Source organism: Streptomyces sp. NBC_00457, from assembly GCF_036014015.1.
Classification (GTDB): Bacteria; Actinomycetota; Actinomycetes; order Streptomycetales; family Streptomycetaceae; genus Streptomyces.
Window position 1 is genome coordinate 10385409 of record NZ_CP107905.1, and the last position, 19241, is coordinate 10404649.

19 protein-coding genes and 1 pseudogene are annotated in these 19241 nt (G+C 68.7%); 8 read left to right on the forward strand and 12 right to left on the reverse strand.

Features of this window, described 5'->3' with window-relative positions:
* The first annotated feature begins 648 nt into the window (after nt 1–648).
* Both OG828_RS47390 and OG828_RS47395 read left to right on the forward strand, forming a co-directional pair.
* Nucleotides 649–936, forward strand: coding sequence for a hypothetical protein (locus OG828_RS47390; protein ID WP_328504694.1), 288 nt, complete (start codon nt 649–651; stop codon nt 934–936).
* 41 nt (nt 937–977) lie between these two features.
* Nucleotides 978–2042, forward strand: a complete 1065-nt coding sequence (locus OG828_RS47395; protein WP_328504695.1) for a quinone oxidoreductase family protein — start codon at nt 978–980, stop codon at nt 2040–2042.
* A 49-nt stretch (nt 2043–2091) separates the two neighbouring features.
* On the opposite strand, the pseudogene OG828_RS49790 reads toward OG828_RS47395, so the two are convergent.
* From OG828_RS49790 to OG828_RS47405, 3 genes and pseudogenes are all read right to left on the reverse strand, one after another.
* Nucleotides 2092–2211 (reverse strand): annotated as a pseudogene (locus tag OG828_RS49790) (helix-turn-helix domain-containing protein); the annotation flags it as partial.
* A gap of 331 nt (nt 2212–2542) precedes the next feature.
* The gene (locus OG828_RS47400; protein ID WP_328504696.1) at nt 2543–3052 is read right to left on the reverse strand and encodes a hypothetical protein; all 510 of its coding nucleotides are present in this window, start codon (nt 3050–3052) and stop codon (nt 2543–2545) included.
* Between the two features lie 139 nt (nt 3053–3191).
* Nucleotides 3192–3524 carry a hypothetical protein gene (locus OG828_RS47405; RefSeq protein ID WP_328504697.1) on the reverse strand — a complete coding sequence of 111 codons (333 nt, stop codon included), beginning with the start codon at nt 3522–3524 and terminating at the stop codon, nt 3192–3194.
* On the opposite strand from OG828_RS47405, the gene OG828_RS47410 reads away from it, so the two are divergent.
* Nucleotides 3514–5016 carry an MFS transporter gene (locus OG828_RS47410; protein WP_328504698.1) on the forward strand — a complete coding sequence of 501 codons (1503 nt, stop codon included), beginning with the start codon at nt 3514–3516 and terminating at the stop codon, nt 5014–5016. The genes OG828_RS47405 and OG828_RS47410 overlap by 11 nt on opposite strands.
* 164 nt (nt 5017–5180) lie before the next feature.
* Nucleotides 5181–5369: a hypothetical protein gene (locus OG828_RS47415; RefSeq protein ID WP_328504699.1), complete on the forward strand. Its 189-nt coding sequence runs from the start codon at nt 5181–5183 to the stop codon at nt 5367–5369.
* Between the two features lie 28 nt (nt 5370–5397).
* On the opposite strand, the gene OG828_RS47420 is transcribed toward OG828_RS47415, so the two are convergent.
* Nucleotides 5398–6177: an IclR family transcriptional regulator gene (locus tag OG828_RS47420; protein ID WP_328442196.1), complete on the reverse strand. Its 780-nt coding sequence runs from the start codon at nt 6175–6177 to the stop codon at nt 5398–5400.
* 147 nt (nt 6178–6324) lie between these two features.
* On the opposite strand from OG828_RS47420, the gene OG828_RS47425 reads away from it, so the two are divergent.
* Together OG828_RS47425 and OG828_RS47430 are read left to right on the forward strand one after the other, a co-directional pair.
* Complete coding sequence (locus tag OG828_RS47425; RefSeq protein WP_328504700.1) at nt 6325–7524, forward strand: FAD-dependent monooxygenase; 1200 nt, start codon at nt 6325–6327, stop codon at nt 7522–7524.
* 246 nt (nt 7525–7770) lie between these two features.
* Nucleotides 7771–9468 (forward strand): thiamine pyrophosphate-binding protein, encoded by a 1698-nt coding sequence (locus tag OG828_RS47430; RefSeq protein WP_328504701.1) that lies wholly within the window; start codon nt 7771–7773, stop codon nt 9466–9468.
* Between the two features lie 154 nt (nt 9469–9622).
* On the opposite strand, the gene OG828_RS47435 is transcribed toward OG828_RS47430, so the two are convergent.
* The 7 genes from OG828_RS47435 to OG828_RS47465 form a co-directional block, all read right to left on the reverse strand.
* On the reverse strand, nt 9623–10561 hold the full coding sequence (locus OG828_RS47435) for a dioxygenase family protein (RefSeq protein WP_328504702.1): 939 nt from the start codon (nt 10559–10561) through the stop codon (nt 9623–9625).
* An 11-nt stretch (nt 10562–10572) separates the two neighbouring features.
* The gene (locus OG828_RS47440) at nt 10573–11640 is read right to left on the reverse strand and encodes a maleylacetate reductase (protein ID WP_328504703.1); all 1068 of its coding nucleotides are present in this window, start codon (nt 11638–11640) and stop codon (nt 10573–10575) included.
* Entirely contained in the window at nt 11640–12230 is a 591-nt protein-coding gene (locus OG828_RS47445) for a nuclear transport factor 2 family protein (RefSeq protein ID WP_328504704.1), read from the reverse strand. The genes OG828_RS47440 and OG828_RS47445 overlap by 1 nt, the downstream gene beginning before the upstream one ends.
* The gene (locus tag OG828_RS47450) at nt 12230–13720 is read right to left on the reverse strand and encodes an aldehyde dehydrogenase (RefSeq protein WP_328504705.1); all 1491 of its coding nucleotides are present in this window, start codon (nt 13718–13720) and stop codon (nt 12230–12232) included. Before OG828_RS47450 ends, OG828_RS47445 begins: the two co-directional genes overlap by 1 nt.
* A 170-nt stretch (nt 13721–13890) precedes the next feature.
* Nucleotides 13891–14295: a nuclear transport factor 2 family protein gene (locus OG828_RS47455; protein WP_328504706.1), complete on the reverse strand. Its 405-nt coding sequence runs from the start codon at nt 14293–14295 to the stop codon at nt 13891–13893.
* Nucleotides 14292–15254: a PDR/VanB family oxidoreductase gene (locus OG828_RS47460; RefSeq protein ID WP_328504707.1), complete on the reverse strand. Its 963-nt coding sequence runs from the start codon at nt 15252–15254 to the stop codon at nt 14292–14294. The genes OG828_RS47455 and OG828_RS47460 overlap by 4 nt, the downstream gene beginning before the upstream one ends.
* 9 nt (nt 15255–15263) lie before the next feature.
* The gene (locus OG828_RS47465; protein ID WP_328504708.1) at nt 15264–16559 is read right to left on the reverse strand and encodes a Rieske 2Fe-2S domain-containing protein; all 1296 of its coding nucleotides are present in this window, start codon (nt 16557–16559) and stop codon (nt 15264–15266) included.
* 296 nt (nt 16560–16855) lie between these two features.
* Here OG828_RS47465 and OG828_RS47470 point away from each other — a divergent pair, with 296 nt between their 5' ends.
* Complete coding sequence (locus OG828_RS47470; RefSeq protein ID WP_328371252.1) at nt 16856–17497, forward strand: TetR/AcrR family transcriptional regulator; 642 nt, start codon at nt 16856–16858, stop codon at nt 17495–17497.
* 175 nt (nt 17498–17672) lie between these two features.
* Nucleotides 17673–18095 carry a GlcG/HbpS family heme-binding protein gene (locus tag OG828_RS47475; protein WP_328371253.1) on the forward strand — a complete coding sequence of 141 codons (423 nt, stop codon included), beginning with the start codon at nt 17673–17675 and terminating at the stop codon, nt 18093–18095.
* Between the two features lie 203 nt (nt 18096–18298).
* Here OG828_RS47475 and OG828_RS47480 read toward each other — a convergent pair whose 3' ends face one another.
* Nucleotides 18299–19180: a LysR family transcriptional regulator gene (locus OG828_RS47480; protein WP_328504709.1), complete on the reverse strand. Its 882-nt coding sequence runs from the start codon at nt 19178–19180 to the stop codon at nt 18299–18301.
* Between the last annotated feature and the right edge of the window lie 61 nt (nt 19181–19241).

Sequence of the window (19241 nt, forward strand, 5' to 3'; positions counted from 1 at the left end):
CGAAGGGACAGGGGGAGTGGCGCCTGCTTTGTCGAGAATGGAGGCGTCGTCCGAAATCCCCCACGGCAGCGTTACGCACATGACGGGAAGCGTCAGGCATGAAGGCCGTCCTGTACGAGGAGTTCGGCGGCTCCCAGGCCCTGCGGCTCGCGGAGATCGAGGAGCCGCACGTCGGCCCCGGCCAGGTCCAGCCGCAGGCATAGCTGTCCGCGCCAACAGTTCGGACCGCGGAGTCGACGGCAGCTGGCTGCAGCCCTTGCTTCCCCTAGCTTCTCCGTTGCTCGGAATCGGTCGGTCCCGACGACCTCCGTGGAGGCACCACCGGCTTCTCGGTCGAAAGAAGGGAGCGACTGGCTTCACGGAGGCTTCATACGCCGAGTGGTACGGGTTTTATGAGGCGGCTGTTGCCTGGGCGACATGCAGGCTCTCCTCGTCCCGCCTTCGACCGCCGTCGATCACCCTGTTGTGCGCCACTTGACTACGGCGGTTCGCACCGTGCTGTCCGGTTCAGCCCTGCTCCGTACTCCTCCCTGTGGAGGAGCGCGGGCACCGGGATCCGGCTGGACACACGCTCGGCGAGTATGCGTTGCGTGAGGGAACCGCCGACCTGCGCACGGCCTGTGCGGGGACGGCGCCGGATTTCGTGGCGTGCTCGCGGGTCTGTTCCGCAGCCGACTGCTGTCCGCCGACATGGCCGATCCGGTTGCGCCGAACGTCGAGTGCGCTGGACCCGTGCTCAGTCGTAGACCTGCTCGCGAACCCGACGCCGCCGTCCGTCCCGAACGCGGCGGGGCGATCTTCGAACTGATATTCATCCGCCCCGAAACCAAGTGGCCGATCGTCGGGTTGTTCGGTGTCTTGGTCTGCCTCCTGGTAAGCAGCCTGGCCTCGGTCCGCTCGCGGGGTCTGGTACGTGAGGTGCAGGCGGCCGTGTAGAGCCTGCGATGAACCGCGTAACGATCTGAAGGAACGTGAAAGTGGAACAGACCATGATGGCGGTCCGCCTGTTCGAACACGGCGGGCCCGAGGTGCTCAAGTACATAGAGGCGCCGATCCCCGAGGTCGGCCCCGACGACATCTTGATGCGCGTGCACGCCACAGCCGTCAACAGCTGGGACCTGCGCTATCGCGCGGGCAACCTGCCGCAGCCCCTCCCGGGACGCCCGCCATGGCCCCTGCCGTTCCAGCTCGGCCGGGACGCGGCCGGTGAAATCGTCGCCACCGGAGAGAACGTCACCAGGTGGCGCCCCGGCGACCGGGTGGTGCAGCTTCCGCACCCGCCGTGCCGTAACTGCGCCCTGTGCGTACGCGGACTCGAAAACCTGTGCATCGACACCGCCTACCCCGGACACCAGGTCTTCGGCGGATACGCCCAGTACGTCGTACGTCGCCAGGACGCGATCCTGCCCATCCCCGACGGCGTCGACTTCGAGACAGCCGCGGCCACCATGTGGACCTACACCACCCCGCTCAACTGTGCGCGGCAGGCACCCGTCGGCCCCGGCGACACCGTGGTCATCACCGGCGCCAGCGGCGGGATGGCGATCGCCTGCGCCCAACTGGCGAAGCTGAGCGGAGCCACCGTCATCGGCACCACCACCAAGCCGGACCGCGGCGAAGCCCTCACCAGCCTCGGCTACGACCACATCCGGCACTCCACCGATCCCCGACTGCCGACACAGGTCAGGGAGTTGACGCGCGGTCTGGGCGCCGACGCCGTCTGGGACTGCGTCGGCGGCAACGACTTTTTCCAGCTCTCCCTTTCCTGTCTACGGCTCGGCGGCACGGTCATCGTCCTGGGCACACCGACCGACCAGGGATCCCGCCTCGAACTGGACGCACTCGCCGTTATCGGCCAGCAGGTGAAAATCGCCAGCGTGCGCGGCGCCACCCTGCGGGACCAGCAACTGTGCCTGCAACTGCTTGCAGACAAGAAGATCACCCCGATCATCGACCGCGCTTACCCCCTGGAAGAGGCGGCCGAGGCCCACGCGTACCTGGAAAGCCAACGACAGACCGGCAAAGTACTCCTCCTGCCCTAATGCCCCGGCCAATCGCCGAAGGATGCAGGTGGGAGAGTCGCCATCAGCCCTTCCGCGAGATCGTCGAAGGCGAACGCCCCAGGCGCCGTGCGATCTCGCGCACGCCGACCTCCTGAGCACGCCACAGAGCGATCTCGCGTCCGGAATGCAGCCGCCGCCTGCCGCTGATCGCCGACGGGGCGCTTGAGCGCTGCCTCGGGGGACCGGTGCAGATGATGAGAGGGAGCTCCGGGCGGCAACTCGGCGGAGAGGTAGAAGGCGTGCATCTCCTCGGAGATGCCGAGGATGTCGTGGTTCTGCCCGACGGCGCTGGAGGGGATGTCACCGGCCAAGACCTGGTGCTCGATCTCACTGATGAGGACGGTGCCGCGACCTTGGGCGATGGACCAGAACTCGGTGAACTCGTGGTGGTGGCAGTCGAATCGGACGGTGACCTCGGCGCGGGTGACGAACGTCCCCGCGGCGGAGGCCGACTGCGTTCCGCCGTTCGGAGTGTCGTTTCACGAGGCGGAGAAGGTGATGAGTTGGCGCGGCTTGAGGCAGGTGAACGCCGCGTGCATTCCGATGCCGACGGCGACCGCGTACGGCATTGTCGCGGGGACGAGCAGCGCCGGCGGCAGCGCGATCTCTGCCACGATGACGGCGGTTGCGATCAGCCGCCACCGTTGCACGTCGCGGTCGGTGAGGTTGCCCATGTGGCGACGGACGAGGCCGGGTACGGCGAACTGGCGCCGGTACGGCAGCTGTTGCCTGACCTGTGTGAAGTCGTGAACCCACTGGGCGAGGTACAGGCCGGTACGGAACTGTGGGTAGCGCAGTTTCTGCCAGGCGCTGTTCCAGTAGATGTCCGTGGTGATGAGCACGAGGAGGCACTGCGCCCAGGTGTTGGCGGTGCTCGGTGCGTGCTCGATGGTCATCCCGTGGCCGAGATCGTCGGCGAGCAGGAGGGATCCGCCGGTCAGCAGGGTGTACCGCACTGCGTTGGGGCTCTTGAGGTTGAGCAGCTCCATCGCGGTTTCGGCCAGGACCAGCAGCAGTGACAGGCGTGGTACCAGAGCGGGGGCGGCGGCCGCACGGGCGATCAGCGCGGGCCGAGGCGTTGCTCTGCCAGATGCAGGCTGAGCTTGTTCTTTATCTTCCCTCCCCGCCCTATGACACGGACGGAAGATAAAGAACAAGCTCAGGAGTGGACACGATTTCCTCGGGAAGGTCGAGACTGCTGCGCAGCCTGACCGGCAGCATCAGGAGGGCAGCGACGACCGCGAGGACAGCTGCGGTTGCCGAGAGAAGGAAGACCTGGGCCGTCGCGTCGCCGTAGGTGACGCGCACGATCTCGCGCACCACACCCGGTTGCTGACGAGTGTCGGCGACAGCTCTACCCGTGCAGGGCAGGCTGGCCGCGGCGAGACCGTGCGTCATCTGGTCCTGGACCTGCCGTGCCAGTACCGCGCCGAGCACGGAGACACCGTTCGTGCCGCCCATTGAACAGAAGAAGGACACCGTCGAACTTGCCGCCCTCACGTCTCTCAGCGGCACGGTGTTCTGCAAGCTCATTGTCGTGGGCTCGGCTCTCGCGGTCCTGGTGCCGGGTGAGGGATCCTCGTCCGACACTCGGGTGACGTTGCTGATCCTTGCCCAGGTCCTCAACGGCATCGGGGCCGCGGCCGTCTTCCCGACGAGCCTCGCCATGGTGGCGGCCGGTACGCACACCACCGCCACCCGCGCGCGTGGCGTGGCGATCTGGGCCACCGCGCTCTCGGTCGGCGGCTTCCTCGGGCCGCTGCTGGCAGGCCTCGCCGCCAAGGTCGAACTCGGCTGGGCCGGGAACGCGAACTGGCGCTGGGCCTTCGTCGGTGTCCTTGTCATCGCCGCGGTGAGCGTGGTTCTGTCGCTGGCCCTCGCCCAGAACTCCGCCTCGCCTCTGGGCCGATCCGTCGACTGGCCGGGTCAGATCACTGCCGCGCTCGGCCTGTTCGCGCTGATGTACGCCGTGATCCAGGGCCCCGAGAGCGGCTGGGGGAGCTCGCAGATCGTCAGCGCGTTCATCGTCGCGGCCGTCTTCCTCGTGCTGTTCGTCTTCGCCGAGAGCCGTGCGGCCGAGCCGCTGCTTCTCCTGAGTGTGTTCAGGAACCGCGCGTTCGCCATGAACTCGGTGGTCACCCTGATCGGTATGTTCGCGTTCCTCGTGATCATGTACGGCACCAGTATCCGCCTCACCACCATCCAGGGATTCAGCCCACTGAAGAGCTCCGTCGCCTACCTCTTCTTCGGAGGCATCGGCTTCGTACTGCTGCCCCTCACCTCCAAGCTGCTCGAGCGCTACAACCCCCGGTGGGTTCTGTGCACAGCCCTGACCCTCATCGGCGCCAGCGGGCTGTGGTTCGCCGGCGTTCCGGCGACCAGTCGGTCCCTGGGCGCCATCGTCGGGCCTCTGATTCTCGCCGGCGTCGGCTCGGCACTCGCCTTCGCCTCCATCACCGCGGTCGCGGTCAACACGTTGCCCAACCACCTCGCCGGTATGGCGAGCGGTGTCACGAGCACGTTCCGGGACCTCGGGTTCGCCCTCGGCCCCGCGATCGCCGGCGCTGTCGCACTGGGCCGGGCCGCCGACGAGATCGCCGGCAAGCTGGCCGGCGATCCCGAACTGAGGAGCGCCTACGAGGCCTTCCAGGCCTCTGCGGCCCATGCTCCCGCGGATCAGAGACCGCAGCTCGAGGCGGCAGTGCACGCCGTGGAATCGGGCCCGCTCGGCGCCAACTCCGTGCCGGCCGACATCACCCTGCCGGATGGTCAGGTCGTGCCCTTCAACCCACTCAAGGACGTCGCTTTCGACGCCCTCAGCAGCAGTTACTCCCTCGCATATGTGCTCGGTGGCGTGGCTGCTCTCGTGGCGGCGGCACTTGTACTCGTCGGGGCGCGCGGCGGCCTGGAACAGGCTCATCTCGACGACGACCCGCACACCCTCGTCGGCTGACCGCCTGACGAACGTGCAGCACCCGCACACGGACGGCAGCTCGGCCAGGGGCAACCGGACCGTCCGCCGCGACTCCACCTCCTCCTCAGGAGCAGCAGTCGCGGCGGGCCACGGCGTACAAGGTTCACAACGATCAGCAGACGCACTCGGACAGGAGTCGAACAATGACCATGTCGTACCCAGTGCCGACCAGCACGAACGACGTCCGCACGCCGGACACGGTCGCTCAGGCGGAGGCGGCATGGCTGGTAGCGATCACCAAGGGCGATGAGGAGCAGCGTCAACTCGTGCTCCCCGACGAGGGACGGAGCCTCGGCCACATGCAGCTCTCCCTGCGGCAACCGCCGGCATGACGCGCCGGTCTCTTCGCCCCGCCAAGGGTTACGAGGTGCGAATGGGAACGCCCGGCCGCCAGCCGAGGCTCCTGGACAGTCCCAGTCCGCTCGCGACCAGGGAGGGAACGGCCGCTTGCAGTTTGATCGAGCCCGCGGCCACCACGACGGACAGAGCAGCGACGACCTGGCCGCGGCCGTCGACGATGCGCGTCGCGACCGACTCGGCCCCTTCGCTCAGCTCTTCCTTGACGACCACCGTGCCGGTCGAGCGACAGGACGCCAGTTCGCGACGGAGTTCCGCTGGGTCCACGATCGTCCTGGGAGTGAAGCGCTGGAGTCTCCCCGCCAACACCTCATCGATGAAGGCCGGACTGCTGTGGCTCAGCAGCACCTTGCCGACACCTGAGCAGTGCAAGGGCAGAAGACCGCCGACCTGCGACGTCAGACCGACGGCGTTGACCGCCGAGAGTCGCTCGATGATCACGGCCTGGTCGCCCTGGAGGACCGCCAGCTGCACATGCTGGCGAAGAGCCGTGTACAGGTCCTCCACGAACGGCTGCGCGGCGCTGCGGAGCGTCTCGGCACGCGGTGCGAGGGTCCCGAGTCGCCACAGCGGCAGACCGATCGCGAACCGGTTGTCGCTGGTGCGCTCCAGCGCGCCGGCCTCCACGAGTTCCAGCGTGAGACGCCTGGCGGTGGCGTGAGGCATGCCGGTACGTCGGGCCAGGTCGGCGAGGCTCAGCTCGGTGTTGTTGGGGTCGAAGGAAAACAGCAGGTCCCATAGTCGAGAACTGACTGTGCGTCCTGGCTCGTTCGCACGAGGCATGGGCCTCTCCTTGATCACGCGTGACCCCAGTCACCCTACCTTCAATGTTCGTTGGATGAATTTGGCCGTTCTTTCAGCGCGCATTGTGCCGGACTCTTGAAGGCAACCAGTTACCACCTCGCTCGAGGTCCACGGGAGTGAAAGAGCATGACGAGTACGGGACCAGGCCCGAAGATCGCGATCCTCGGTGGCGGCATCGGAGGCCTCGCCGCCGCGGCTTTCCTTCGCGACAAGGGCTTCGACAGTGACGTCTACGAGCAGGCGGCCGCCCTGACCGAAGTGGGTGCCGGCCTGGTGATCGCGCCCAACGCCGCCCGCCTGCTACGACGTCTCGGCGTGCTGGACCGGTTCGTCAAGCGCGCGGTCCGGATGGAGATCGGCTGGGAGTTCCGGCGCTGGGAGAACGGTGCCGTCCTCTCCGCGGAGAACCTTCAGGAGGGGTGCATACGCCTGTACGGCGAGCACACCTACGCCGCCCACCGTGCCGACCTGCTGGACGCCTTGAGGTCGGCTGTCCCCGAGCACTCGGTCCATCTCGGCAAGCGCTGCGTCTCGGTCGAGTTCGAAGGCGACCAGGCGGTCCTGTGGTTCGAGGACGGCGAGACCGTTCGCCCGGACATCCTCATCGGCGCCGACGGAGTCCATTCACGCGTGCGCGGCGCCGTCGTCGGGCCGACCCAGGCCAGGGAGTCCGGCATCTGCGCCTTCCGGGCCCTCGTGCCGGCGGAGAAGGCCCCCGACTTCGCCAGGCGGCGCGCCCAGACCCTCTGGATCGGCCCCGACCGCCACCTCGTGCACTACCCGGTCTCCGGCGAGGAGTACGTCAACCTCGTCGCCTTCGCTCCGGCCGGGGTGAGCAGTGTCGAGTCGTGGACGGCCACCGCGACGCTCGAGGAACTGCTCGACGAGTTCGCCGGCTGGGATCCGCGTCTGGTGGAGCTGATCAGGTCGGCCGACACGCCGGGGCGCTGGGCGTTGCTCGACCGGGAGCCACTCGACCACTGGAACCGCGGCAACGCGACCCTGCTGGGCGACGCGGCCCACCCGATGTTCCCGTTCTTCGCCCAGGGCGCCGCCCAGGCGATCGAGGACGGAGCTGTCCTGGCCCTCTGCCTCGCGGAGGCACCGGACAACCCGATCGCGGCGCTGGGGCGTTACGAAGAGCTGCGTCGCCCCCGCACGGCACGCCTGCAGGAGGTGTCGCACGGAAGGTCGCACATCAACCACCTTCCGGACGGCCCGGAGCAGCAGGCGCGCGACCTGGCGTACTCGCAGGCCGACCCACTCAGGGCGAACGGCTGGATCTACGAGTACGACCCCGAGGTCGCTGTTTCAGCCTCGGTGTGAATGCGCCCCGGGAGGCACATGTGAACCGCTGAGGGGCTGCCGGTAAGCCCCACATCGCTTCCGCGAACGGTCCGCTCGACGGGGTCTCGAGCTTTCGACACCGAACAAGCCATTGACCGTCCAACGAACACAGTCGTTGTCGTCGCCCAGGCCACGCCCGAGACTCCCTACGGGCGGCCGAGATGCGGCCCTGTCCCCGCGACCTTTGTCGCAACCCTGAGTGCGTCCAGAGAGGCGGACCATCGAATGGCACCCGCAACCGGTAGTGGGCTCGTCGTGCGAACACTGCAGCGAGCCGGCGTCAACGTGGCCTTCGGCCTGCCCGGAGCACACATCGACCCCATTCTTCAGGAGGCACTGGACGCCAAGCTTCGGGTCGTCGACGTGCGCCACGAGATGAACGCCGGCCACGCGGCCGAGGGCTATGCACGGGTCACCGGGGACCTGGGCGTCGCCGTCGTCACGGCCGGTGGCGGCTTCACCAACGTCCTGACCTCCATCACCAATGCCTATCTGGACCGCACCCCCGTGCTCTACATCGCAGGCTCCGGTCCTCTCGAGAGGGACGAGACCAACGACCAGCAGGCCGGATTCGACCAGGTCGCCATGGCAGCCCCGGTGACCAAGTTCGCGCACCGCGTCACCCGTGCCGACCTGATCCCTCGCCTGGTCGCCCAGGCGATCCGCACCGCGCAGTCGGAGCCCAAGGGCCCGGTGCTCCTCGACATTCCCTGGGACGTCCTGCGCCAGACGGTCGACGTCGATGAGGTCGAGGACTACCGCGTCGAGATCGACGGCACCGGCATCGCCTCCGCCGCCGCGGTCGACCAGATCCTCGGGGCGCTCAGCACCGCCCGGCGGCCGATCGCGCTGGTCGGCAAGTCCTTCGTCACCGCCGAGGCACGGGCCCGGTTGCACGATTTCGCCGCCCGTACCGGAGTGCCCCTCCTCTCCGACTGGGAGGGCCTCGGGGCGATCGTCGGGTCCGAGCGGCAGGTCGGTCTCGTCCAGACCCTGGCCACCGTCCCCGAGGACGAGCGGCCCGACCTGGTCCTGCTGCTCGGGCTGCGCTTCGGAATGACGACCGGGTTCGGCACGGGTCAACTGCTCCCGAAGAGCGCGCGGATCTTTCAGATCGACCCCGACGGCCGTGAGCTCGGTCGGCTGCAGGATGTCGAACTCGGCATCCAGGCCGACCCGATCGGCACGATCGGCCTGCTGAACGAGCGCCTGGGCGACAGCCCCGTGCCCTCGGGGCGGGGCGAATGGCTGGGGACCCTGCGGGACGTCTCGGCCGTCCGGAGGTCCGCGCTCGCCGCCGAGACCGAGAAGCACGAGGACGACGCGATCCACCCGTACCTCGCGGTCCGCACGATCGCCGAGAGTGTTCCCGACGGGGCCACCGTGCTCGTCGACGGCGCACTGACCGAACTGTGGCTCTCCGAGACGATCGCGCTCGCTCCACTGGCCCACTACCTCGGGCACGGCTACCTCAGTTCGATGGGGTGCAACTTCGGCGTGGCTCTGGGAGCGCAGTACGCGACCCCCGACAAGGCGACGATCCTCGTCACCGGCGACGGCGCGGTCGGCTACAGCCTCGCCGAGTTCGACAGCCTGGTCCGGGCGGGACTGCCGGTCGTGGTGATCGTCCTCAACAACCAGGCATGGGGCGCCACCCTGCACACCCAGCAGTTCTTCTACGGACAGGACCGCGTCACCAACAACCGCCTGGAGAACGGCTCCTACAGCGGCGTGGCGCGAGCTCTCGGTGCGGACGGCGTCGACGTCACAGAGCTGGACCAGCTTCGCCCGGCGATCGAGACCGCCCTCGCGGCCCGCCGGCCGACGTGCATCGACGTGCGCGTGAGCCTCGCACCCATTCCTCCGGAGGAGCGCGTCATGAATGGTGAAGCTCCGTTCGGTGGCGACGAGAGCGAGGCATGAGCGACCGCTCCGAACCGCCCACGAAGTCGAGGAGCGCTGCGAGGGAACCGAGGTTCCCTCGCAGCGCTCCTCGACGCTGCGCGCCGCCTCCGCGGCAAGAACTGCCTCCTCAAGTCGGACTGAAGTCGGACTCAAGCCGGAGCGGCAGGCACGGTCATACGCCCGCGGGGGCGAGCACGATGTCGAAGCGCACCCGGCTCCACGTGCCGTCGATGACGCGGCCGTCGGGCGTGGGCGTACCGGCGGGCTGCCGCTCGAACCGCTTGATCAGTGAGTCCTTCACGCCGAAGACGGTGTCCTTGCGGCCGATCGGGTCGCCCTCGGGGAAGATGTGGGTCACCAGCGTGCGCGCACCCTCGTGGGACACCATGAAGTGCAGGTGACTGGCGCGCAGCGGTGAGCGGCCGACCGCGTCGAGCATCTTGCCGACGGGCCCGTCGTCGGGGATGGGGTACGGCGTCGGGGTGAGGCCCCAGAAGCGGTAACTTCCGTCGGCCGCGGAGAAGAGGTGCGCCCGGCCTGCGCGCTTGCCGGCGTCGTACTGCACGTCGTAGAGCCCGTCCTCGTCGGCCTCCCACACCTCCATCCGCGCGCCGGCGAGCGGGGTGCCGTCGGTGTCGGTGACGGTGCCCTCGACCCAGCAGGGCTCGCCGGGGGCACCGAAGGCCAGGTCACCGCCGAGTTCGATCGCGGGGGAGTCCTCGACGAAGAACGGCCCGAAGACGGTCGCCTCGGTGGCGCCCTTGTATGCCTGGTTGTTGACGTTGATCGTCTGCATGCTCGCGCCGAGGGTGTCGGACAGCAGGATGAACTCCTGCCGGACCTCGTCGGTGATGTGGCCGGCCTGGGTGAGGAAGTCGATCGCCGTCCCCCACTCCTCTTCGGTCAGCCGGACCTCGCGAATGAAGGAGTGCAGGTGCTTGACCAGGGAGGTCATGAGCTCCTGCAGCCGCGGGTCCTGACAGGCGTCGAAGGAGGCCACGACGTTGTCGACGAGCTGCTGTTCGACCGCCTGCTGCTTGGGCGACACCTCGCGGTAGATCGTGCCGCGGGCACCGGCCTGGGCCGAGGCGGGATTGACGTAGGTAGCCATGACGGCCTCCTTCAGTTGATCGGGTCGCCGGCCCACGCCGCCCTCAGCAGCGCGGTCAGGTTCTCGTCGGTGACGGTGGTCGGGTTGTCGGCCGGGATCGCCTTCGTGATCGGAACCAGCGCCTTGGCGATGCCGTCCTCGGGCATGCCGTAGTCGCGCAACGCCCTCGGCGCGTCCAGCACCTGGCGCAGGGCGGCCAGGCCTGCGCTCGCCGCCTCGGTGCGGAAGACCGTGCCGAAGGCCTGGGCGATACGCGCCTCCGCCTCGGGGGCGTGCGGGGCGTTGAAGGCCAGTACGTAGGGCAGCACGACCGCGTGGGTCTGTGCGTGCGGGAGGTTGAACATGCCGCCGAGGACGTGGCAGATCTTGTGATGCATCCCGGAGCCGGCCGAGGCGAACGCGACAGCAGCGAGGTAGGCGCCGTACAGCGTCTGCTCGATGCCCTCGACGCCGGCCGAGTCGTCGGCCACCGCCGGCAGGCCGGTCGCCAGTGCGCGGATGCCCTCCTGGGCCAGCGCCCGGTCGATCGGATCGGCACGCGGCCCCCACATCGAGTCCACGCAGTGCGCCATCGCGTTCAGGCCGCTGGCCACGGTCATCTCGCCGGGCAGCGTGGTCAGCAGACCGGCGTCGTACACGACAGACGCGGGCAGCACCTTGTTGTCCACACCGGTGGTCTTGGTCTCGCCTTCGGTCAGGCCCCATACGCTGGTCGCCTCGGAGCCGGCGTACGTGGTGGGGACCGCGACGATCGGCAGCCCGGTGCTCATCGCAACGGCCTTGGCCAGACCCGTGGTCGAGCCGCCGCCGACGCTGACCAGGATGTCCGCGCCCGCGTCGACGGCCGCCCGGAGGGCTCGCCCTGCGACCTCGACCGGTACGTGCATCACGACCTCTTCGTGACGCAGTACGACCGGGATCTCCTGGGCGATCGGGTCGGCCAGCTCCTTCTCGCGGTCCGACGCGATCAACATGACCTTGGAACCGCCGAGCGCCTCGACCTCCGCCGCCACGGCGACGGGCGACTCCCCGGCCGCGAACACCACCCGCTGGGGAAGGGTCTCGTGGGTAAACCTCATCAGACCTCCGCCAGCCATTGCTTGCCTTCGCCGTAGAGCTGCTCGACTGCTGTGCCGGTGAGGCCGGGAAGCCCGTCCTTCACCGTGAAACCCGCCTTGCTCTGCAGGTAGCCCAAGTGCCGGTAGCCGGTCGGAAACCGATCCAGGAGCTCGGGATCCAACGCCAGTGAGGCAGCGGGGTCTACGACGTCGAGCCGGTCCTTCTCGTAGATCGGCTGCCGACGGACGAGGGTCCAACGCCCCTCGTGGCGGGAGAGGAAGTCATAGAAGCGGCCGGTGCAGACGACATCGACCTCGACTCCGTCGATGCTCGCGCGCTGGTTGATGGTCATCTTCGTCTGGGCGATGGCCCGGTCGCCGACGATGTCCGCGGTGTGGCCACCCAGGAAGTGGAGGATGCAGACTCCGTTCTCGAAGCCTTCACGACTGGCCTTGATGAAGTCGGTGGCGCTTCCCTGGAACCAGGTGGCGCTCATCCAGCCGTCGCGCGGATGCCAGACCGTGGCGAAGCGGCCCCAGTCCCCGGCATCGCGCCACAGCGCCCAGTTCTCGACGAGCCGACGGATCTCGTGGTGGTCGTCGTGAGTCATCAGATCGGGTAGTGCCGGGACCCGGACTGGATGGTGATCCAGCGCAACTCCGTGAACTCCTCCAGCGCGGCACGGGACCCGAACCGCCCCCAGCCGCTGGCACCGACACCACCGAAGGGCATCTGAGGCTCGTCGTGCACGGTGGCGCCGTTGATGTGGCAGATGCCCGACTTGATCCGGCGAGCCACGTCGAGCGCCGCGGCCGCGTCCTTGCCGAAGACCGCGGCGGAGAGCCCGTACTCGGTGTCGTTGGCAACCGCGACGGCTTCGTCGGTCGAATCCACCTCGATGATGGAGACCACCGGTCCGAAGGTCTCCTCGGTGTAGATACGCATGTCCGGCGTGACCCCGCGCAGCACGGTGGGCTGCACGAACAAGCCGTCGGACGTGCCGCCGGTCAGGACCTGGGCGCCCTTGGCACGGGCGTCCTCGATCAGCTCGACCACGTGGTCGCGGGCGGTGGCGTGGACCAGCGGACCGATCTGTGAGGTGGGGTCGCTCGGGGGGCCGACGACGAGCTTGGCGGCACGCTCGGCCAGGCGGGAGGAGAGCTCGTCGGCGACAGTTCTGTCCACGATGACGCGCTCGGTCGACATACAGATCTCGCCCTGGTTCATGAAGGCACCGAAGCTGGCCGCCGCGGCGGCCTCCTCCAGATCGGCGTCGGGAAGCACCAGGAAAGGCGCCTTGCCACCGAGTTCGAGCACTACACGGGTGAGGTGGCGACCGCCGAGTTCGCCGATGATACGGCCGACCCTGCTGGATCCGGTGAAGTTCACGCGGGTCACGGCAGGGTGGGCGATCAGCGCCTCGACGACGCTCGGACCGTCTTCGGGCGCGTTGCTGATGAGGTTGACCGCTCCGGCGGGCACACCGGCGTCGTGCAGCACCTGGACGATGGCGGCCTGGGTGAGCGGCGTCTGCTCGGAGGACTTCAGTACGACGGTGTTGCCCCACACCAGTGGCCACACGATGGCGCGTACGCCGAGGATGAGCGGTGCGTTCCACGGTGCGATGCCGACGACGACGCCGACCGGCTGACGCACGCCGAGGGCGGTGAGGCCGGGCACGTCCGACGGAATGACCTCGCCGACGGCCGCGTACGCCTGGGCCGCCGCCTCGACGAGCATGCCCTTCGCGACGTGCACGTTGAAGCCGCACCAGGGGAGCGTGGCGCCCATCTCGCGGCTCATCGTGGCGACGATGTCGTCGGTGCGCTCGCCGAGCAGGACCGCCGCACGCTCCAGAACCGACCGCCGTGCGGCCGGCGGAAGGCCCGACCACTCCGGGAGGGCGGCCGCCGCCGCGTCCACCGCGAGATTGACGTCCTCGACGGAGGCCGCCGCGACCCGCGCGATCGGTTCACCGGTCAGGGCCTCGGTCGTCTCGTAGTAGCGGCCGTCCCTGGCCGCGACGTGCTCGCCCGCGATGAGGAGGTCGCTGGTCCGGACCGCGCCGGTCGTGGGTGCATCGGTTTCAGTGGCTGACATGTGCTGCCTCATTTCCACAACAGCGGCGATCGCCGCATGAACACGCAGGGCGATCGCCGCACGAACCATGTATCTCGAACTCTCCAGGACCGGCGGCACGCCCTGAACCCTCTTGTCCGTTCATCGAACAGCGGCGTGAGGGTCATGCCGTCGGCCTTCTTCCCGGGACGTCAGACCGGCGGAAACCGCCTGCCCATGACCATGTGCGCCAGGCGCCAGCCCTCCGCGGTCTCCTCCCAGACCTTCGTCACCACCTCCTGCATCGGGAACGGCGCGATGCTCTCGTCGAGGACGGTGTACATCTCGTGGAAGCACGTGGTGATCGCGGTGTTGCCGCGCACCGTGATCTCGAGCTCCGTGGCCTTCGCGGAGACCGAGCGGCGGCGGGTCACATGGAAATGGGCCCAGGTCTCCCGGTCGTCGACCCTCCCGACCGGGCCATGGACGACGCGGCTGTCCTCGAGCATGAGGGGGATCAACGCTTTCTCGCCCTCGACGAGAGCCACGAGCCATGCGGCCTCCAGCTGCTCGATCGCCTCGACGGCCTTGGTGGTTGCGGTGGACGTGGTGGTCATAGATCCAACTCCAGAGTCGGTGAGTGTGCTCGGGACGAGCACGTGGTGAACATGCCGTCGGCGCGCTCGCGATCGGTCAGGATGTCGTCGCGGTGGTCGGGCTCTCCGGCGAGTACGCGCACGATGCACTCGCCGCAGATTCCCTGCTGGCATGAGTAGGGGGCGTCGACGCCGCCCGCGAGCAGGACGTCGAGGACGCTCTCGCCGTCCTTGACCTCGTACTCGCCGCCGGTCTTGGCCAGCCGCACCCTGAACGTCCCGCCGGCCGTGTGGGCGGCGGCGTCCTCCACGGGTGCGAAGCGCTCCTTGTGGATCGCTTCGGCGGGCCATCCCGCTCCGAGTGCCATGGAGATCACGAAGTCCATGAAGCCCCCGGGGCCACAGACGTAGATCGCCGTGTCGGGGTCGGGCGGACCGAGGTCGGTGGCGGAGATGAAGCGCTGGTCGTCCGGGCCGTCGTCGAAGTGGAGCCGAACGCGGGGGTTCTGCTCCAACTCGTCGAGGAACGCCGAATCCGGCCGGCTTCGAGCGAAGTGGTGCAACGTGTACTCCGCGCCCCTGACTTCGAGCTCGTGTGCCATGGCCAACAGGGGAGTGACGCCGATTCCGCCGGCCATCAGCAGATGGCGACGCGCCTGGTCCGAGACTCCGAACCTGTTGCGCGGACGGGAGATCCGCAGCCTGTCGCCCTCGCGAAGCCGGTGCATCCCCAGCGAGCCGCCGCGCGACGCCGTCTCGGCCAGCACCGCCAGCCGGTATCGGGCGCGGTCGTGCGGCGGCCCGCACAGGGAGTACTGGCGGACCAGCCCGGCGGCACCGTCCACCAGTACGTCGACATGGGCGCCGGCGGCGAACTCCGGGAGCTCGACGTCGTCGGGACTGACCAGATCGAGCACCACGATCCGGGCAGTCGCGTCGCGCCGGGCCACCACGATGGTGTCGAGCCACTCGTTGCTCATGGTTCTGGCTCAGATGCCGGCGGCAGCCGGGGCGTCGGCGTTGTCACCCGTCGCGGGCTTGCCGAGGGTGAAGACGCCGGTCTCCACATGGTGGACCTCCGAGGCGTCCCGGATGATGTTGATCGGATCGCGCCCGGCCTCGACGTCGTCGGCCATCGCGAGAAGCATGCGACGCAGCATGACGACGCCGCGGTCTCCGGTGGCCAGGGTCTCCTCGGAGTCCAGCGTGATCGCACCCTGCGAGCCCTGGGCTTCCGCGTCACCGGGAAACTGCTGGCGCTCCTCGTCGGTCAGCTCGTGGTTCTGCTTGCCGTTCTGCGTGATGCCGATCACGAAACGGACCATGCGCTCGGGATCGTTCGTGCGGATCGAGAAGAAGACTCGGTGGCTGGTGTCGTCGGAGGGCACGACCCACAGCAACTGGTCCTGCCGCATGTCGGGCGTGACCTGCACGAAGTCCGGCAGGCCGAAGACGTTGGGCAGGTGTTGATCGACCGCGAAGCCGTACTCGGTGACCCGGCCGTCCTCGCCCTCCATCTCGAATCGCTGGGTGTACTTCAGGCCGTGGTCGGTACGCGCGTACGTCACACGGTCGGCGATGAGGGCCGGGTCGAAGAAGTTCTCGGGGTAGCCGAAGGTGCCGGTGCCCATCATTTGGTACCCGCTGTGCGTGGAGTGGAGCCAGGTGACGTGCGTCGGGTCGGCGGAGTTCTCGTAGATGTTGAGCCAGCTGAAGTCCGTCGGCATACCGAGGACCGAGGCGTGGGGGACCGGCCAGCTGGCGAAGTACCTCTCGTCCTCGGCGGGGTCCTCCAGTGCGTCGTAGCGCGGGAGTTCGGGCTTGAGCTCGGGCGGGCCCATGTAGACGAAGACCAGGCCGTAGCGCTCCGCCACGGGATACCACGGCTGACGCGCGGCGTCGCGCCTGCGCCCCAGGCCCGGCTCACACGCCTGCTCGATGCAGCGGCCCTGCACGTCGAACTTCCAGCCGTGGTAGCAGCAGCGGATGCCGTCGTCCTCGACCCGGCCGTAGAAGAGGCTGGCGCCGCGATGGGTACAGCGCTCGATCACGACACCGGGATTGCCCTGCCCGTCCCGGAACACGACCAGGTCCTCGCCCAGTACGCGGGTCTTCTGCGGCAGGGCACCGGCGATCAGCGTTTCCGAGCTGGCGATCGGGTGCCAGTAGCGGCGCAAGGCCTCGCCCATGGGCGTCCCGGGCCCGACCTCGCGCAGACGGGCGTTGTACGAGGGTTTCGGGCGACCGTAGGCCGTGCCGGTGTCGACCTCTGAAGTGGTGGTCATCGTTCTGTCTCCCGTGCGGCTCGGACGCACAGTCGGTGGCGCGTGCAGGGGCGTGGGGGAATCACCTGCGAGGGCACCGTCATGTGCGACCTCGAATAGGATTGTTAATTCACATTCGCATTTCTCCTTCGAGTGCGTCAAGGGTCACGTTCAGGTGCTCGTCGGCCGGGGGAGTGGTCGACCGGCCGAAGGCCTGGTTGAGCAGGATGCCGCCCAGGTGCACCGCCGATCGCGGCCAGGCGGTGCCGCGTACCGGGGCTGCCGGAGGGGGAGTCGGCGGTGTATACGCTGGGGCGGTGAGTACCGAACCGTCGCTCGATCTGCCGCCGGCACAACAGGCGCGCAGCCGGCTGACCCAGCAGCGGATCCTGGAGGCAGGCACGGCCCTGCTCGAAGAGGGTGGTACCGAGGCGCTCACCGTCGCGGCCGTCGCTTCCCGGGCGGGCGTCTCGGTGGGCAGCGTCTATCGGCGGTTCGGCGACAAGGACCGTCTGATCGCGGCTTTGCAGCACGACATGATCGATCAGTTTCGCGCCGACATCATTCGCCGCTTCACTCCGCTGCGCACGGATCCGGCCGCGCTGGTCGCCTCGGCGGTCGCCGGACTCACCGAGACGTATCAAGCGCACGAGCGCCTGATGCGCGTCTTCTTGGCTGCGGGCGCCACCGATCCCGCAGTGGCTCGGGTCGGGTCCGAGGCTGCCATTGATGCCGGCCGTGTCTTCCGGCAGTTCCTGGAGCCGATCGTGCCGACGATCGACGCGTCGGAGCCAGAGGTGCGCCTGGATGTCGTCTATCGCTTGATCTACGGGACCTGTCAGAACCGCGTGCTGTACGGCGAACTGTTCGAGTCCGACCGGCCCATGACGTGGCGTCAGCTCACCGACGAGCTGGTGGACGTCGCCTGTCTGTACCTGCTCGGCACGGCTGCGCGGTGAGCCCTGGCGTCCTGATGTGAATGCGATCCCCCCTTCACATTCGTGCAGGGCGGCGACATACTGAGCGAGCTCCTGGCGCCTCTAGGTGGCGAACGCCTGGACCGAGGGCGCACGAGAAGACCGCGCAAGACGGCCGGTCGATGACTCTTCGGTCGTCAAGGGAAGGAACCGCTCCATGCGAGAGCCCCTCAGCTACGAGATCGCGCACGGCGCCGCACTCGCCGCTCTGGAAGCAGGAAGGGCCGAAGGGCACAAGGTGTGCGCTGTCGTGGTCAACCGAAGTGGCGTCACGAAGGTTCTGCTCAGTGACGACGGCGTTGGGCTCCTCGGCGTGGAGACCGCGCGACGCAAGGCCTACACCTCGGCCGTGAGCGGTGTCCCCACAGCCAAGTTCGCGGCCTTCGCCGCGTCCCCCAAGATGCAGGTGGCGCCTCCCCATCTGGTCGATTCCAACCTTCTGCCGGTCGCCGGCGGCGTGCCGATCGTGACGGCCGACGGGGAGGTCATCGGCGCCATCGGCGTGGGCGGAGCGGACGACACCACTGACGATCGCATCGCGCAGGAGGCTCGCGATTCCGTCGCGAAGATCGTTGCGTAGGTCTTCCTCGTGGGCGGTACGGCGTCTTTGTCGAGCGTCGCAGCCGTCGTCGCGACCTGGGTATGGCTACTCCGACGCACCCTTTGGTTCGGCTGCGGGCCGTTGGGGCGGCAGCTCCGCAGTCCGGCGCCCACCGGGCCGTCCGACATCGCCAGGGCAGGTTGTCGCGCCAGGCCGGGGGCTGTCCGGCGTCAGCGGACGTCTCAGAACATCGCCTGGATGATCCCCACGGTGCGCACCAAGTGCGGCTCGGAGCGATCGGCGCGGTGGGCGACGGCCAGCTCCACGCGTGCGTCGGCTCCGACCAGTGGTAGGTAGGCGACGCCGTCGAGCGCCAACGCGGTCACGGGCTCGGGCACGATCGCGACGCCGAGACCGCCGGCCACCAGCGTGACCAGCGTCGAGGTCTCGCCAACCTCGTGGCGGATGTGCGGCTCGACGCCGGCGTCGCGCAGCAGGCCCAGCACGACGTCGTACATCACCGACCGGCGGTCGGCGGAGTGCACGATCAGGTCGGCACCCGCCAGGTCCGCTGCCCGCAACCGTTTCCGGCGGGCGAGGCGGTGGTCGACCGGTACGGCGACGACGAGCCGGTCCCGGCGCAGCGTGTGCACGGTGAGGGAGAGGTCGGCTGCCACCGGGCGCAGCAGCGCGACGTCGATCGCGCCGGTGCGCAGCGCCTCGACCTGGTCGGGCGCGAGCATCTCGCCGCGGAAGGCGAAGTCGACGCCGGGAAGCTCCTCCGTAAGCCGCCGCGAAAGCGCGGGCAGGAGGCTGTACGTCGCCGAGCCCACGCACCCGATCGCGACGTGGCCCACCGAGCCGGCGGCGACGAGCCGTGCGTGGTGGGCTGCCTCGTCGACGTCGGCGAGGATCGCACGTGCCCGCTCGAGGTAGGCCCGGCCGGCCTCGGTGACGTCCACGCGGCGTGTGGTGCGGTGGAGCAACTCGACGCCCAGCTCGGCCTCGAGCTGGCGGATCTGCTGGGAGAGCGGCGGCTGGGCCATGTGGAGCCGCTCGGCGGCGCGACCGAAGTGGCGCTCCTCGGCCACCGCCACGAAGTACCGCAGGTGACGCAGATCCATATGTCGTCCATATCAATCAGCTCCGATATGCGTACTTCAGAATATCGCGGCCCGGGACTAG